The sequence below is a fragment of the Massilia sp. UMI-21 genome, from assembly GCA_015277795.1.
Lineage (GTDB): Bacteria > Pseudomonadota > Gammaproteobacteria > Burkholderiales > Burkholderiaceae_D > Telluria.
The window spans coordinates 4,485,830-4,501,115 of record CP063848.1 but is presented as its reverse complement, the minus strand read 5'-3'; the positions used below and the strand labels follow the sequence as shown (position 1 = coordinate 4,501,115).

At 67.0% G+C, this 15,286-nt stretch carries 12 protein-coding genes; 10 read left to right on the top strand and 2 right to left on the bottom strand.

Annotated features, from left to right (window positions below; all coding sequences use genetic code 11):
- The first annotated feature begins 141 nt into the window (after positions 1 to 141).
- Positions 142 to 1,947: a DEAD/DEAH box helicase gene (locus IM543_19860; GenBank protein QOY93769.1), complete on the top strand. Its 1,806-nt coding sequence runs from the start codon at positions 142 to 144 to the stop codon at positions 1,945 to 1,947.
- Between the two features lie 120 nt (positions 1,948 to 2,067).
- On the opposite strand, the gene IM543_19855 is transcribed toward IM543_19860, so the two are convergent.
- A complete protein-coding gene (locus tag IM543_19855; GenBank protein QOY93768.1) occupies positions 2,068 to 2,934 on the bottom strand; it encodes an alpha/beta hydrolase in 867 nt (288 codons plus the stop codon).
- Between the two features lie 209 nt (positions 2,935 to 3,143).
- Between IM543_19855 and IM543_19850 the strand changes: the two genes are divergently transcribed.
- The 9 genes from IM543_19850 (at position 3,144) to IM543_19810 (ending at position 13,638) form a co-directional block, all read left to right on the top strand.
- Complete coding sequence (locus IM543_19850; protein ID QOY93767.1) at positions 3,144 to 4,481, top strand: MFS transporter; 1,338 nt, start codon at positions 3,144 to 3,146, stop codon at positions 4,479 to 4,481.
- A 93-nt stretch (positions 4,482 to 4,574) separates the two neighbouring features.
- On the top strand, positions 4,575 to 6,218 hold the full coding sequence (locus IM543_19845; GenBank protein ID QOY93766.1) for an alpha-D-glucose phosphate-specific phosphoglucomutase: 1,644 nt from the start codon (positions 4,575 to 4,577) through the stop codon (positions 6,216 to 6,218).
- Between the two features lie 29 nt (positions 6,219 to 6,247).
- On the top strand, positions 6,248 to 7,948 hold the full coding sequence (locus tag IM543_19840) for an alpha-amylase (protein QOY93765.1): 1,701 nt from the start codon (positions 6,248 to 6,250) through the stop codon (positions 7,946 to 7,948).
- 177 nt (positions 7,949 to 8,125) lie between these two features.
- Positions 8,126 to 10,000: a glucokinase gene (locus tag IM543_19835; protein QOY93764.1), complete on the top strand. Its 1,875-nt coding sequence runs from the start codon at positions 8,126 to 8,128 to the stop codon at positions 9,998 to 10,000.
- A gap of 72 nt (positions 10,001 to 10,072) precedes the next feature.
- Positions 10,073 to 11,101 (top strand): ABC transporter substrate-binding protein, encoded by a 1,029-nt coding sequence (locus tag IM543_19830; GenBank protein QOY93763.1) that lies wholly within the window; start codon positions 10,073 to 10,075, stop codon positions 11,099 to 11,101.
- Positions 11,098 to 11,679, top strand: a complete 582-nt coding sequence (locus IM543_19825) for an SCO family protein (GenBank protein ID QOY93762.1) — start codon at positions 11,098 to 11,100, stop codon at positions 11,677 to 11,679. The genes IM543_19830 and IM543_19825 overlap by 4 nt, the downstream gene beginning before the upstream one ends.
- Positions 11,680 to 11,735: 56 nt before the next feature.
- The gene (locus tag IM543_19820) at positions 11,736 to 12,110 is read left to right on the top strand and encodes a hypothetical protein (protein QOY96772.1); all 375 of its coding nucleotides are present in this window, start codon (positions 11,736 to 11,738) and stop codon (positions 12,108 to 12,110) included.
- Positions 12,111 to 12,113: 3 nt separating this feature from the next.
- Complete coding sequence (locus IM543_19815; protein QOY93761.1) at positions 12,114 to 12,872, top strand: ABC transporter permease; 759 nt, start codon at positions 12,114 to 12,116, stop codon at positions 12,870 to 12,872.
- A gap of 25 nt (positions 12,873 to 12,897) precedes the next feature.
- On the top strand, positions 12,898 to 13,638 hold the full coding sequence (locus IM543_19810; protein QOY96771.1) for an ABC transporter ATP-binding protein: 741 nt from the start codon (positions 12,898 to 12,900) through the stop codon (positions 13,636 to 13,638).
- Here the strand turns inward: IM543_19810 and IM543_19805 are convergent.
- Positions 13,604 to 15,103 (bottom strand): sulfatase-like hydrolase/transferase, encoded by a 1,500-nt coding sequence (locus tag IM543_19805; protein ID QOY93760.1) that lies wholly within the window; start codon positions 15,101 to 15,103, stop codon positions 13,604 to 13,606. The two genes, IM543_19810 and IM543_19805, sit on opposite strands and share 35 nt — an antisense overlap.
- Positions 15,104 to 15,286 lie beyond the last annotated feature (183 nt).

Here is a 15,286-nt window from a genome sequence, read left to right as displayed (position 1 = left end):
CCATGCGTGAAGGCGCATGGGGCTGTTTTTTTTACCATATGGTAAAAAACAGCCCTGTTCCAAAAAGTGCCCGCCCTCCCTGGCCGAGGGAGTAAACTGGCGCTTGGTTTTGCATTCAGTACCCACTTTGAAAGTTTTTCCATGTCCGACACCCCCCTCCCGACGTTTGCCGACCTGAACCTCTCCGCCCCCGTACTCAAGGCGCTGAAAGAAGTCGGCTACGAAACGCCGTCGCCGATCCAGGCCGCGACCATTCCGCTGCTGCTGGCCAACCGTGACGTGCTCGGGCAGGCCCAGACCGGCACCGGCAAGACCGCCGCCTTCGCCCTGCCGATCCTGTCGCGCATCGACGTCAAGCAGGCCACGCCGCAGGCGCTGGTGCTGGCGCCGACGCGCGAACTGGCGATCCAGGTGGCCGAAGCCTTCCAGAGCTATGCCGCCCACATCAAGGGCTTCCACGTGCTGCCGATCTACGGCGGCCAGAGCTACGGCCCGCAACTGTCGGCGCTGCGCCGCGGGGTGCACGTGGTGGTGGCAACGCCGGGCCGCGTGATCGACCACATCGAGAAAGGCTCGCTCGACCTGTCGATGCTCAAGACCCTGGTGCTGGACGAAGCGGACGAGATGCTGCGCATGGGCTTCATCGACGACGTCGAGCACATCCTGCAGCAGACGCCGGAATCGCGCCAGACCACGCTGTTCTCGGCCACCATGCCGCCGGCGATCAAGCGCATCGCCAAGACCTACCTGCGCGACCCGCAGGAAATCACGGTCGCCGCCAAGACCGGCACCGCCGAGAACATCACCCAGCGTTACTGGCTGGTGGCCGGCATGCAGAAGCTCGATGCGCTGACCCGCATCCTGGAAGCGGAGCCTTTCGACGGCATGATCATCTTCGCGCGCACCAAGCTCGGCACCGAAGAACTGGCCACCAAGCTGCAGGCGCGCGGCTTCGCCGCGGTCGCCATCAATGGCGACATGGCCCAGCAGGCCCGCGAGCGCACCATCGAACAGCTCAAGAACGGCAAGATCGACATTCTGGTGGCGACCGACGTCGCCGCGCGCGGCCTCGACGTCGAGCGCATCAGCCACGTGATCAACTACGACGTGCCGTCCGACCCGGAAAGCTACACCCACCGCATCGGCCGCACCGGCCGCGCCGGCCGCAGCGGCGATGCGATCCTGTTCATCACGCCGCGCGAGCGTGGCCTGCTCAAGGCCATCGAGCGCGCCACCCGCCAGCCGGTGGCGCCGCTGCAGCTGCCGACCGTGAAGGCGGTGAACGAGGTCCGTATCGCGAAATTCAAGGAACAGATCGCGGCCACCCTGGCCGAGGGCGGGCTGGAGGTGTTCCGTTCGCTGATCGAAGACTACGAGCGCGAACAGAACGTGCCGGCGGTCGACATCGCCGCCGCGCTGGCCAAGCTGGCGCGCGGCGACCAGCCGCTGCTGCTGGACAAGCCGGACCGCGAGGTGAAACCCGAGCAGTTCCGCAATGATGTCGCACCGCGCGAGGCCGGCGGCTGGGAAGACCGCCCGGCGCGTCCGCCGCGTGAACCGCGCGAGCCGGCATTCAAGAAGGAACGCGTGCTGCGCGAGGCCGAACCGGGCATGGCGACCTTCCGCATCGAGGTCGGCCACCAGCACGGCGTCAAGCCGGGCAACATCGTCGGCGCCATCGCCAACGAGGCCAACATGCCGGCCAAGTACATGGGCCGCATCGAGATCTACGACGACTACAGCACCATCGACCTGCCGGACGACATGCCGCAAGACCTGGTCGACCACCTGAAGGCCGTGTGGGTGGCCGGACAGCAGCTCAACATGACCCGTGACGGCCTCGAAGCGCCGATCGTCACGGCGCCGAAGAAGAAGAGCTTCGCCAAGCCGGGCGCCGATCGCCGCATGGCCGAGAAGGGCGGCAAGAAGCCGCACCGTAAAGGCTGAGGTATACCATAGCGTGGTCGGCTCTGCCGACCACGCGTTCAAATCACAGCAATGAAAACGCGACGCGACTCATCAAGGTTTAGCTGAACGCGCGGTCGGCTCGACCGACCACCCTGGGTATTACGACTTATCCGGCGCAAACATCCACAACAGCGCCTCACGCAATTCCCCCGCCCAGAAGGCTTCGTTGTGCTCCGCCCCCGGCACGATCTTCAGTACCGTGTTCGTCGCCGGATGCCCGGTCTTCTTCACCGTTTCCGCCATGCGCTGGACGTCCGCATTCATCTGCGGTCCTTCCTTCTCGCCCATCAGGAGGAACACGCGCGCGTCGGTCGGCACCGGCCTGGCGGCCACGAAGTCGAACGCCGGCGCCGCCGTCCAGTAGGCCGGCGAGAACACGCCGGCCTTGCTGAACACGTCCGGGTACTGCACCAGCGCGTAGTGCGAGGCCAGGCCGCCCATCGAGCTGCCCATGATCGCGGTGTGTTCGCGGCCGGGCAGCGTGCGGTAGGTCCGGTCGATCATCGGCTTGACGGTCTTGACGATGAAGTCGGTGTAGGCGCGGCCTTCGCCCTTGCCAAACTTCTCGTTGTCCCAGGCGTTGAGCTCCGTCATGCGTTTCTCCTGGCCGTTGTCGATGCCGACCACGATCAGTTCCAGCTTGCCTTCCCTGGCCAGCGCGTCGAGCGTCTCGTCCACCTTCCACTCGCCCGCATACGCGGTCGCGGCGTCAAACAGGTTCTGGCCGTCGTGCATGTAGAGCACCGGATAGCGCTTGTTCGATGTCGCATAGCCGGGCGGCAGGTACAGGCGCAGCTGGCGCTTGCGCGCCAGCCCCGGCATGTCCAGCGGAGCGCCCAGCAGACGCACGCCGGGCAAGGCGGTGGAGGCTTTCGCGCCGTCGGCCGGCTTGTCGGCAGCCTGGGCCGGGACGCCGAGCGCGGCGCTCAGCAGGAGGGAAATGGCGAGGGTGCGACATGCTGACATACGGGGGTCTCCGTGCGCGGTTATTTTGTTGTTTGACTACAGAGCTACGCTGTTAGGCCACTCTGTTGTGGGGATTCTACTATGAGAGCTCTTCGATTGACACTCCGAAACCGCCATGTTATTTTGCTACAGCTACGGTAGGTCAGCCGCATCTGTGCTGCCTGCATCACACGAGAGCCCGCCAGGTCCGGGCCATTTTGGGGACACACATGGATATGCAAACCGGCGTGCTCAAGCCGCGCCTGTCGTTCTGGCAGCTCTGGAACATGAGCTTCGGCTTCTTCGGCATCCAGTTCGGCTTCGCGCTGCAAAATGCCAACACCAGCCGCATCTTCTCGACGCTCGGCGCCAACCCCGACAACCTGCCCCTGTTCTGGCTTGCGGCGCCGGTGACCGGCCTGCTGGTGCAGCCGGTGATCGGTTACCTCAGCGATAACACCTGGCATCCGAAGTGGGGACGCCGCCGTCCCTTCTTCTTCATCGGCGCGGTGCTGGCCGCGATCGCCCTGTTCCTGATGCCGAACTCCAGCGCGCTCTGGATGGCGGTGGCCGTGCTGTGGCTGATGGATGCGGCCATCAACGTCTCGATGGAGCCGTTCCGCGCCTTCGTGGGCGACAAGCTGGACGCCTCGCAGCAGACCGCGGGCTATGCCATGCAGACCTTCTTCATCGGTTGCGGGGCCGTGATCGCTTCGCTGCTGCCCTGGTTCTTCGAGAGCATGGGCGTCTCGAACGAAGCGTTGGGCGGCACCATTCCCGACACCGTGCGCTACTCCTTCTACGCCGGCGGCGCGATCTTCTTCCTGGCCGTGCTCTGGACCGTGCTCACCGCCGACGAACTGCCGCCCGCCGACATGGAGGCCTTCAACCGGGAGCGCCAGCATGCGCGCAGCCTGGGCGTGGCCATCTCCGAGATCTTCGGCGGCTTCGCCAAGATGCCGAAGACCATGGTGCAACTGGCCTTCGTGCAGTTCTTCACCTGGATCGCACTGTTCGCGATGTGGATCTACACCGGCTCGGCGATCGCCGACAAGGTCTACGGCACCGTCGACGCCCAATCGTCGGCCTTCCAGGCCGCCGGCAGCTTCGTGGGCATCATGTTCGCGGTCTACAGCGGCGTCTCGGCGCTGGCCGCGTTCATCCTGCCGATCTTCGCGCGCGCCACCTCGCGCAAGACCGTGCATGCCTGCTGCCTGGCGATCGGCGGCCTGAGCCTGGCCAGCATTGCCCTGATCACCGAGCGCAACATGCTGCTGCTGCCGATGATCGGCGTCGGCCTGGCCTGGGCCTCGATCCTGACCATGCCCTACGCGATCCTGGCGGGCTCGCTGCCGGCCAAGCGCATGGGCTACTTCATGGGCCTGTTCAACTTCTTCGTCGTGATCCCGCAGATCTGCAGCGGCCTGCTGCTGGGCGGCGTGACCACGCACTTCTTCGGCGGCCATACCGTCATGACCGTGGCGCTCGGCGGCGCCTCGATGCTGATGGCGGCGGTGCTGACCCTGTTCGTGACGGACCGCGCCGCGCCCGTCAAGGCGGCCGTCTAGGCCTCGCGCGACAGTGAATTCGCGCCTGTCGTATCGTAACGTTTTACTAACATTGACCGATGTTGCACGACGTTATTACGACAGGAGCGAAGCATGACCATCCAGATCGTCCCGACCACGCCGTTCGCCGGACAGCGGCCCGGCACCTCGGGCCTGCGCAAGAAGGTGAGGGAGTTCCAGCAGCCCGGCTACCTCGAGAATTTTGTCGAAGCGATCTTCCTCACCCTGGGCAAGGGCGAAGGCCGCACCCTGGTCGTCGGCGGTGACGGCCGCTATTTCAACCGCGAAGCGATCCAGACCATCCTGCGCATGGCCGCCGCCCATGGCGTGGCGCGCTGCCTGGTCGGACGCGGCGGCATTCTCTCCACGCCGGCGGTCAGCTGCGTGATCCGCAAGCACGCGGCGTTCGGCGGCATCGTGCTCTCGGCCAGCCACAACCCGGGCGGGCCGGAGGGCGACTTCGGCATCAAGTACAACATCGAGAACGGCGGCCCGGCCCCGGAGAAGCTCACCGAGGCGATCTTCGCCAATACCCTGGCCCTGGACGCCTACCACACCAGCGATGCCGGCCCCGTCGACCTCGACCGGCTCGGCCAGACCCGGATCGAGAACATGGCGGTCGAGGTGATCGACCCGGTCGCCGACTACAGCGAGCTGATGGCGCGCCTGTTCGACTTCGACGCCATCCGCGCGCTGTTCGCCAGCGGCTTGCGCATGCGTTTCGACGCCATGCACGCGGTGTCCGGGCCGTATGCCAAGGCCATCATCGAGGGCCTGCTGGGCGCCCCGGCGGGCACGGTGGTCAATGGCGAGCCGCTGGAAGACTTCGGCGGCGGCCATCCGGACCCGAACCCGGTCAACGCGGCCGACCTGATCGCCCACATGAACGGGCCCGATGCGCCGGACTTCGGCGCGGCCTCGGACGGCGACGGCGACCGCAACATGATCGTCGGCCGCGGCCTGGCGGTGACGCCTTCGGACAGCCTGGCCATCATTGCCGCCAACGCCACCGTGGCGCCGGGCTACGCCGGGGGCATCAGCGGCATCGCGCGTTCGATGCCCACCTCGCAGGCGGCCGACCGCGTGGCGGAAAGCCTGGGCATCACCTGTTTCGAGACCCCGACCGGCTGGAAATACTTCGGCAACCTGATGGACGCCAACCTGGCGACGCTGTGCGGCGAGGAGAGCTACGGCACCGGTTCGAGCCACATCCGCGAGAAGGACGGCCTGTGGGCCGTGCTGTTCTGGCTGAACCTGCTGGCGGCGCGCGCCCGGTCGGGCACGGCGTCCGTGGACCAGATCGTGCGCGAACACTGGGCGCGCTTCGGCCGCAACTACTATTCGCGCCACGACTACGAAGCGGTCGACGCCGGCGCCGCCGACGCCTTGATGTCGGCCCTGCGCGCCAGGCTGCCCGACCTGGCCGGCCGGCGGCTGGGAAGCTTCCGCGTGGCGGAGGCCGACGACTTCGTCTACAACGACCCGGTCGACGGCTCGGTGGCGACGCGCCAGGGCATCCGCCTCATCATGGTGGATGGCTCGCGCATCGTGTTCCGCCTGTCCGGCACCGGCACCGAAGGCGCGACCATCCGCCTCTACCTCGAACGCTTCGAGGCCGACCCGGCGCGCCACGATCTCGACACCCAGCAGGCCTTGTCCGAACTGATCGCCATCGCCGACAGCGTGGCCGAACTGCGCCGGCGCACCGGCCGCGACACCCCGACCGTGATTACCTAGACCCATTCACCCACCACACAGGAACCCGCATGAAACTTCCCGTCCTTGCCGCCTCCATGCTGCTGGCCTCGGTTTGCACATCCTTCTGCCACGCCGGCGCACAGGCTGCCGCCGCCAGCAACCCGGCGGCCAAGCCTTTCGTCTGGGAGAACGCCACCGTCTACTTCCTGCTGACGGACCGCTTCAACAACGGCGACAAGACGAACGACCTGGCCTACGGCCGCAAGATGGATGCCGCCAAGCTGCGCGGTTTCATGGGCGGCGACCTGGCCGGCATCACGGCCAGGATCAAGGACGGCTACTTCACCGACCTGGGCGTGACCGCCATCTGGCTCACGCCGCCGGTCGAGCAGATCCACGGATCGACCGACGAAGGCACCGGCAAGTCGTACGGCTTCCACGGCTACTGGGCCAGGGATTTCACCACGGTCGACGCCAACCTGGGTACGGAGCGGGACTTCCGCAATTTCGTCGAAGCCGCGCACGCCAAGGGCATCCGCGTGATCCTCGACGTGGTGATGAACCACACCGGCCCGGTGACCCCGCAGGATCCGGTCTGGCCCAAGGACTGGGTACGCACGGCGCCGAAGTGCGCCTACAAGGACGTGCCGACCACGGTCGACTGCACGCTGGTGGACAACCTGCCGGACTTCCGGACCGACAGCAAGAAAAATGTGGCCCTGCCGCCGGCGCTGGTGGCCAAGTGGAAGAAGGAAGGCCGCTACGAGCGCGAAATGAAGGAGCTGGACGCCTTCTTCGCGCGCACCGGCTATCCGCGCGCGCCGCGCTACTACCTCGTCAAGTGGCACACCGACTGGGTGCGCAAGTACGGCGTGGACGGCTTCCGCGCCGACACCGTCAAGCATACCGAGCCGGACGTGTGGAAGGACCTCAAGCAGGAAGCCAGCCTGGCCTATGAGGAGTGGAAGCGCGCCAACCCGTCCAGGCGCCTGGGCGACCTGCCGTTCTTCATGACCTCGGAAGTCTACGGCTACTCGATCGACCACGGCCACAGCTTCGACATGGGCGGCAACGTCAAGGTCGACTGGCTCGCCAACGGCTTCGACAGCATGATCAACTTCGACATGAAGTCGGACGCGGCCCAGCCGTACGAAAAGCTGTTCTCGGACTACTCGAAGGCCCTGCATGGACCGATGAAGGGCTACTCGGTGCTGAACTACATCAGCTCGCACGACGACGGCAGCCCCTTCGACCCGGCCCGCCAGCGTCCGATCGAGTCGGCCAACAAGCTGCTGCTGGCGCCGGGCGCGGCCCAGATCTACTACGGCGACGAGACCGCGCGCCTGCTCAACATCGACGGCGCCGAAGGCGATGCCAAGCTGCGCTCCTTCATGAACTGGGACGAACTGGCGTCGAACGCGCAGCGCGGCATCCACCGCGTGGCCGAGGTGCGCGAGCACTGGGCCAAGCTGGGCCGCTTCCGCGCCGCCCACCCGGCGGTAGGGGCGGGCGTGCACCAGATGCTGGCGTCGAGCCCCTACACCTTCAAGCGCACCTGGCAGCAGGAAGGCAAGGAAGGCAAGCGCAGCGACCGCGTGGTGGTCGCGCTCGACCTGCCCAAGGACAAGGCGGTGCCGGTCACGGTGGCCGGCGTGTTCACCGACGGCCAGACCGTGCACGACTGGTACACGGGCAAGCGCGCCGTCGTGACTGACGGCAAGGTGAACTTCGGGGTGGCGGCGCCGGCAGCCCTGATCGCGCTGGACTGAACCCTGCGCCGGGTTTGCATTGCTTGTCGTAGCGCGGACGGCTTCGCCGTCCGCGCCTGCCAGTCCGCCGAGGCTGTTGCCCTGCCACCCTACCAACGGCTTTGCCGTATTCTTGCCAATCGTTCAATGGTATCCTAGCGCGATCCGGGACAGGCGTCCCGCCCAGACCCGATCGCAATGACTGTTGAACCAGAAACCGACCAGAAACCCTCCCGCGCCGCATTCGCCGACGGTCCGCGCCTGCTCGCCGACATCGGCGCCACCCATGCGCGCTTCGGCCTCGAGACCGCGCCCGGCGTGCTGCGCCAGGTGTCGGTGCTGCGCTGCGACGACTACGGCGGCATCGTGCCGCTGCTGCATGCCTACCTGGCCCAGGCCCAGGTGCAGGGCAATGGGGTGCGCATCAACCACGCCGCTTTCGCGCTGGCCAACCCGATCAGCGGCGACTACATCCGCATGACCAACCGCGACTGGGAGTTCTCGACCGACGAGGTGCGCCGCACGCTCGGCCTGTCGACGCTCCTGATCGTCAACGACTTCACGGCGCTGGCGATGGCGCTGCCGGGCTTCGCGCCGAAAGACCTGCTGCAGGTGGGCGGCGGCGCGCCGCAAAGCCACGCGGTGGCCGGCGTGCTCGGCCCGGGCACCGGCCTGGGCGTGTCGGGCGTGATCCCGACCATCGACGGTTTCGTGACGCTGGGCAGCGAGGGCGGCCACGTCAACTTCGCTCCGGCCGACGAACGCGAGTTCGCGATCCTGCAGTACGCCTGGCAGGAATGGCCGCACGTGTCGAACGAGCGCCTGATCTCCGGCCCCGGCATCGAACTGATCTACCGCGCGCTGGCCAGGCGCAACGGCGTGCAGGCGCCGGAGCGCAGCACCGCCGACATCGTCAGCGGCGCGCTCGACCAGCACGACGCGCTGTGCCTGGAGGTGCTGGAAACCTTCGCCGGCATGCTGGGCGGCGCCGCGGCCAACCTGGCGGTGACGCTGGGCGCCTTCGGCGGCATCTTCATCGGCGGCGGCATCGTGCCGCGCATCGCCGAGTGGTTCGCCCAGTCGCCGTTTCGCGCGCGTTTCGAAGCGAAAGGGCGCTTCACCGAGTACATCGCCCAGATCCCGACCTACGTCATCATGACGCCCAACCCGGCGCTGCATGGCGTCTCGCGCATCCTGTCGGAACACCTGCGCGGCCGCAGCGGCGCGAATACCCTGATGGACCGGGTGCAGCAATTGCGCCACGAACTCTCGCCGGCCGAGCAGCGCGTCGCCGCCCTGGTGCTGGAGCATCCGCGCAAGGTGCTGTCCGAGCCGATCGCCGAGATCGCGCGCCTGGCCGACGTGAGCCAGCCGACCGTGATCCGTTTCTGCCGCTCGCTCGGCTTCCAGGGGCTGGCCGAATTCAAGCTCAAGTTCGCCGGCAGCCTGACCGGCACCATTCCGGTGCGCCACAGCCAGGTGCGCATGAGCGACAGCACCCACGACCTGTCGGCCAAGGTCATCGACAACACCGTGTCGGCGATCCTGAAATTCCGCGACCAGCTCGACGTGCACGCGATCGACCGCGCCATCGAGCTGCTGCGGCGCGCGCGCCGCGTCGAGTTCTACGCGATGGGCAATGCGCGCGCGGTGGCGCTGGACGGCCAGCACAAGTTCTTCCGCTTCCGCATTCCGGCCGCGCTGTACGGCGACTCGCACCTGTTCACGCTGGCCGCCGGCCTGCTGGGACCGGGCGACGTGGTGATCGCGATCTCCACCGCCGGCCAGCTGCCGGAGCTGCTGGAAGCGGTCGATATCGCGCGGGCCGCCGGGGCCGACGTCATCGCCATCACCAGCAGCAAGTCGCAGCTCGCCAAGAAATCCACCGTCTGCCTGGCGGTCGACCACAGCGAGGACAGCACGACTTTCCTGTCGATGATCTCGCGCATCCTGCAACTGCTCCTGATCGACATCATGTCGGTCGGGATTTCGCTGGGCACGCAGAACGGCCATGGCGAAGCGGGGGAGGGTGACGCGCAGCGCAGGCTCCTGATCTCGCACCTCGACATATAGGCTTGCCGATGGGTTGATCTGTATCAATAGGGTGCTAGAATTGGCCCACCCCACGGTTTTGGAAGCGTTTCCATGTACGAGCATTCCCCGCGCCGGCGCCAGCTGCTCGGTGGCGCACTGGCCCTGCCGCTGGCCGGCATGGGCGGCGCCGCGCAGGCTGCCGTCGCGCCCTCCCGGCCGCTGCAGGTGGGCGGCCTCCCGGTCACCTGCAACCTGACGCTGCCGATCGCCTGCAAGGCCAGGGCCGCGGCCGACGGCAAGCCGGATGCGCCCTTCACCGCATTCGAATACAACAAGTTCTCGGGCTGGCCGGAGATCAAGGAATCCCTGATGACCGGGCGCATCCAGGCCGCCTACATGCTGGCGCCGCTGGTCATGGACCTGAGCGACTGGCGCATTCCGCTGAAGATCGTCTCGCTCGGGCACCGCTCCGGGGCGGTGATCATGGTGCGCACCGATTCGCCGTACCGCAAGTTTGCCGACCTGCGCGGCAAGAGCATCGCCATCCCGAGCCGCTTCGCGGTCGACTACCTGTTCCTGCGCAAGATGCTGGCGCGCGAAGGCATGTCCGCCAAGGATATCGAGCTCGTCGAAATGGCGCCGCCGGACATGCCGGCCGCGCTCTACGCCAGGGCGGTGGACGGCTACTGCACCGGCGAACCCTTCGGGGCCGCGGCCCAGCGCGCCGGATATGCGCGTCCGCTGTCGATGACGAACAAGGAATGGCCGAATTACATCTGCTGCGTGCTGACCGTGCGCCAGGAACTGATCGACACCAATCGCCCGCTGGTGCAGGAACTGGTTAATTACGTGCAGGCCGCCGGCGACTGGCTCGATGCCTCGCCAGGCAATCGCGACAAGGCGGCCCTGATCGCGGCGAACCGCAAGTTCTTCAACCAGGACCCGAACATCATCCGCTTCGTCATGCAGAATCCGGCCGACCGCGTCACCTACGGCGACCTGCGCATGCTGCGCGCCGAGTTCGACGAACTGATGCGCTTGTCGGTGGGGGCGGGCACGCTCAAGCGCCCGGTGCGCTACGAGCAGTACGTGGACGAGAGCTTCGTGAAGAACATCCGGCCCGTCAGGGTGGCATTATGAAGCGCGCATTGCTGGCAGCCCTGCTGCTGTGCGCCGCGCTGGCAGGGCAGGCCGCGCCGCTACTGAAGTCCGGCAGCTTCTCGCCGGCGCGCATGGCGCCCGAGATCGCGCAGCAGGCCGCCGACGGCAGCGCTTTCCGCTTGTCCGCGCTGCGCGGCAAGGTGGTGGTGCTGGAGTTTGGCTTCACCCATTGCGCGGCCGTGTGTCCGGCCTCGCTGGCCATGCTGGCGCAGGCGCGCCGGGAGCTGGGCGCCCGGGCCGACCGGCTGCAGGTGGTGTTCATCTCGGTCGACCCGGAACGCGATACGCCGGCCCGCCTGAAGTCTTACCTGGCGCAGTTCGACAACAGCTTCGTCGGCCTGACCGGCACCCCGGAGCAGATGGCGGCGATCCGCAAGGACTACGGCATCACGGCGACGAAGTTCCCCGCGCCGGCGGGCCGGCAAGGCTACCAGATGGGCCACTCGTCCTACCTGTATCTGATCGACAAAAAGGGCATGCTGCGCGCCCTGATGCCCTTCGGCCGCCCGTTCGACGAGATGGTGCACGACGTGAACGTGCTGGCGGCCGAACGATGAAGCGGCGCACCCTTGTCGTGGTCGCTGCCGGGCTGCTGGCGGGGCTGCTGGCGGCGCTGGCCTGGGGCGCGTTCGCGCCGCTGCGCGCAGGCACGCGCGACCAGCTGTTCGAGATCCCGAAAGGCACCTGGGAGCGCCGCATGAAAGGCGACCAGGCCAGCATCCTGCCCGAGCAAGTCACCTTGACCCTGGGCGTGCGCGACGTGCTCCTGCTGCGCAACAGCGACACGGTGCCGCAGATGTTCGGCCCGGTCCTGATCATGCCCGGCCAGGATTTCCGCCTGCCCTTCGCCCAGGCCGGCGAACACCCCTTCGACTGCACCGCCCACGCCAGCGGCAGGATGACGGTGCTGGTCGAGGAGGCGCCCGCCGCCGGCCTGCCGCGACTTGGCTGGCGCCTGCGCTCGCTCCTGAAACACGACAATGCGTAAATCATGGATAGACTGAACCGGATCTGGCCCCCGCTGCTGGTGCTGGCCGCCATCGTGCTGCTGTGGTGGGCGGCGATCGTCCACAGCGGCAGCCTGATCTTCCCCTCGCCGCAGCAGGTCGCCGCCGGCGCGCTGGAGCTGGCGGCCGACGGCACGCTGTGGGAGCACATCCTGGCCTCGCTGCTGCGGGTGGCTGCCGGCTTCCTGCTGGCGCTGCTGGTGGCGCTGCCGCTCGGCCTGTGGATGGGGCGCGTGGAGGGCGCCTACCGCACCCTCAACCCGGTATTCCAGATCATGCGCCCGATCTCGCCGATCGCCTGGATCCCGATCGCGATCCTGTGGTTCGGCGTGGGCGACGTGGCGCCGGTGTTCCTGATTTTCCTGGCCGCGGTGTTTCCGCTGATCGTGCAGACCTCGGCCGGCGTGCACGCGATCGATGCGCGCTACCTGCGCGCCGCCGAGAACTTCGGCGTCCCGCGCGCCAAGCTGTTCCGCCAGGTGATCGTGCCGGCGGTGCTGCCCGAAGTACTGACCGGCATGCGCATCGCGCTCGGCGTGGCCTGGCTGGTGGTGGTGGCCGCCGAGATGATCGTGCGCAGCTCGGGCCTGGGCTTCCTGATCATGGACGCGCGCAATGCCGGCAACCGCTACGACCTGGTGGTGGCGGCCATGATCATCATCGGTCTCATCGGCCTGGGGCTGGACGTCCTGATGCGCCGCCTCGAAGGCCTCAAGCAGGTAAGGTGGCGCTATGCACGCTAAGGTGAACGCTGCACTGAACGCCAGGGTGGACGCCAGGGGCGAAGCGAAGATCGGAATCCGCTCGCTGCGCAAGGGCTTCAAGTCGCTGCAGGTGGTCGGCGGCATCGACCTGGAGGTCGCGCCGGGCGAGTTCATCGCCATCGTCGGTCCGTCCGGCTGCGGCAAGTCGACCCTCATGAAGCTGCTGTCCGGCTTCGAGCGTCCGGACAGCGGGACGGTCGCGATCGATGGCGTTCCGGTGACGCGGCCGTCGCCGAATGCGATCGTCATTTCGCAGCACGGTTCGGTCTTTCCGTGGCTGACGGTGCGCGAGAACCTGATGTTCGGCCTGTCCGGCAAAAACGAGGCCGTCAAGGCGGCCACCGCCGACCATTACGCCGAGGTGGTGGGCCTGAAAGGTTTCGAAAAATCCTATCCGCACGAACTCAGCGGCGGCATGCTCAAGCGCGTCGAGATCGCGCGCGCGCTGGCGGTCAAGCCCGACATTCTGCTGATGGACGAACCGTTCTCGGCGCTCGATGCGCTGACGGCCCTGAAGATGCGCAACGAGCTGCTGCGCGTGCTGCGCGAAGAGAATCACACCGTCATCCTGATCACCCACGACGTGGAAGAGGCGATCTACCTGGCCGACCGCGTGGTAGTGCTGTCGCAGCGCCCGACCACGATCCGGTCGGTGTTCCCGATCGCGCAGGCGCATCCGCGCAAGGTGTCGCAGCCGGCACTGCAGGCGATCAAGGACGCGATCCTGGCGCAGCTCGGACTGTAGCGGGCGGCGCCAGCCACAGGGAGCGGTAGGCCTCGGACCGGTTGAGGACGGACGCGCGCATTTCCGCCAACCAGCCCGGCCCCGGCCTGGCCCGGTGCCGGTTGAAGCCGCTGTAGCCGAGACCGAGCCTGCCGCCGCTCACCGTGAAGCCGCTGAACTCGAGGATGGTCGGCAGCAGGTCGAAGTGCACCAGTTGCTCGCGGTTTCGGGAGGGCAGGTCAGCGCCGATGAATGCGTTGAACAGCGGGCGCTCCGGCATGCGGTCGAGCGCATCGGACAGCGGATTGCGCCGTGCCTTGTGGTCGCCCAGGATGACGATATTGGTGTCGGCAAGGTAGCCGCGTTCGCGCACGAAATCGACGAATGCGGCCACTTCGGCGGCGCTGCAGCGGATCACGCCCGTGAAGCCGGCGTGGCCGCGCCGTGCGCAGCCCGGCGACAGATGGCCGGCCGGTTCATGGGTGTCCACCGTCAGCAGCGTCAGGTTGAACGGCTGGCCGGACGCATGCAGCTGGCCGAGCTTGCGGCGTGCGCGCTCGAAGAGGGCGTCGTCGAACAATCCCCAGCCATTCATGCTGCGTTCCTGCACCCCCTGGGCTTGCCAGTCTTCCTTGCCGAGCACCTCGTGGTAGTGGTGGGCGCGCAGGAAGCGTCCCTTGCCGGCGAAGCTGGGCGAACCGCCGCCCATGAACACGTTGCGGTAGCCATGGCGGGCCAGGATATCGCCGAGACAGGTGGCGTTCGGCAGGAAGGACCGGACCTGTTCTCCCTGCGTGTTCTCGTCGAAGATCGTGATCCGCTTGAGCGGCAGCCCGCACTGGGTGGCAATGATGGCGGCGATCGTCCAGCCGGTGCCGGGCATCTGCACGAAGGAGCGGAAACTGCTGGCCTCGAGATCGGTCAGGGGCGCGATCAGGTTGCTCCCGAAAACATTCCGGTTGCTGTAGCCGGCCTCCAGGCTCTCGACATAGATCAGGACGAGGTTTTTCGGCTTGCTGCCGTGCACGGCAACCGTGGATGGCTTCACGTAATGCCTGGAAAAGTAATCCGGCCCCATGCTCGAGACGAGATAGTCGACCACGGACAGCTGCACCAGCCAGAGCAGCACCGCCGACAGCAGCGCCAGCTTCGGCAACACCGGGCAGGCCCGCAGGAGGCTGCGGTAGCGGCATGCGAGAATCGCCCAGCGCTCGGTCAGCAGCACCGTTGCCAGGAGGACCAGGGGAATCAGCACGCCCCAGTTGACGAAACGCTGGATGATGGCAGGGTCGGAGTCTTCCAGCCCTTGCGTGCCGAACTGCAGGTGATAGGCGATCTGGTCGATATCCGGCCTGCCGAAGTAGCGGTTGATCCAGTGGTTCAGGCAGAACAGCAGGATCGCGGCGAGATAGAGGCTGGCACGGACCGGGCAGAACGTTCGATAGCTGGCCTCTTCGGGCATCGTCACGGTTTGCTTGGATTTCATGGCCTTGCATTCCAGACAGCGCGTCAGTCAACGGATAGTGTGATCCATAAAGAACGCAAAAAAACTTGCCCACGCCGCTGGCGGCGGCACCGCCGATGGCAGGGCGCGGCTTTGGGTATGACTGCGCCGCGTGTCAGCAGTTCCGCGATCCGCGCCAGGGCCTGCCTGACGAATGCCGGGCAC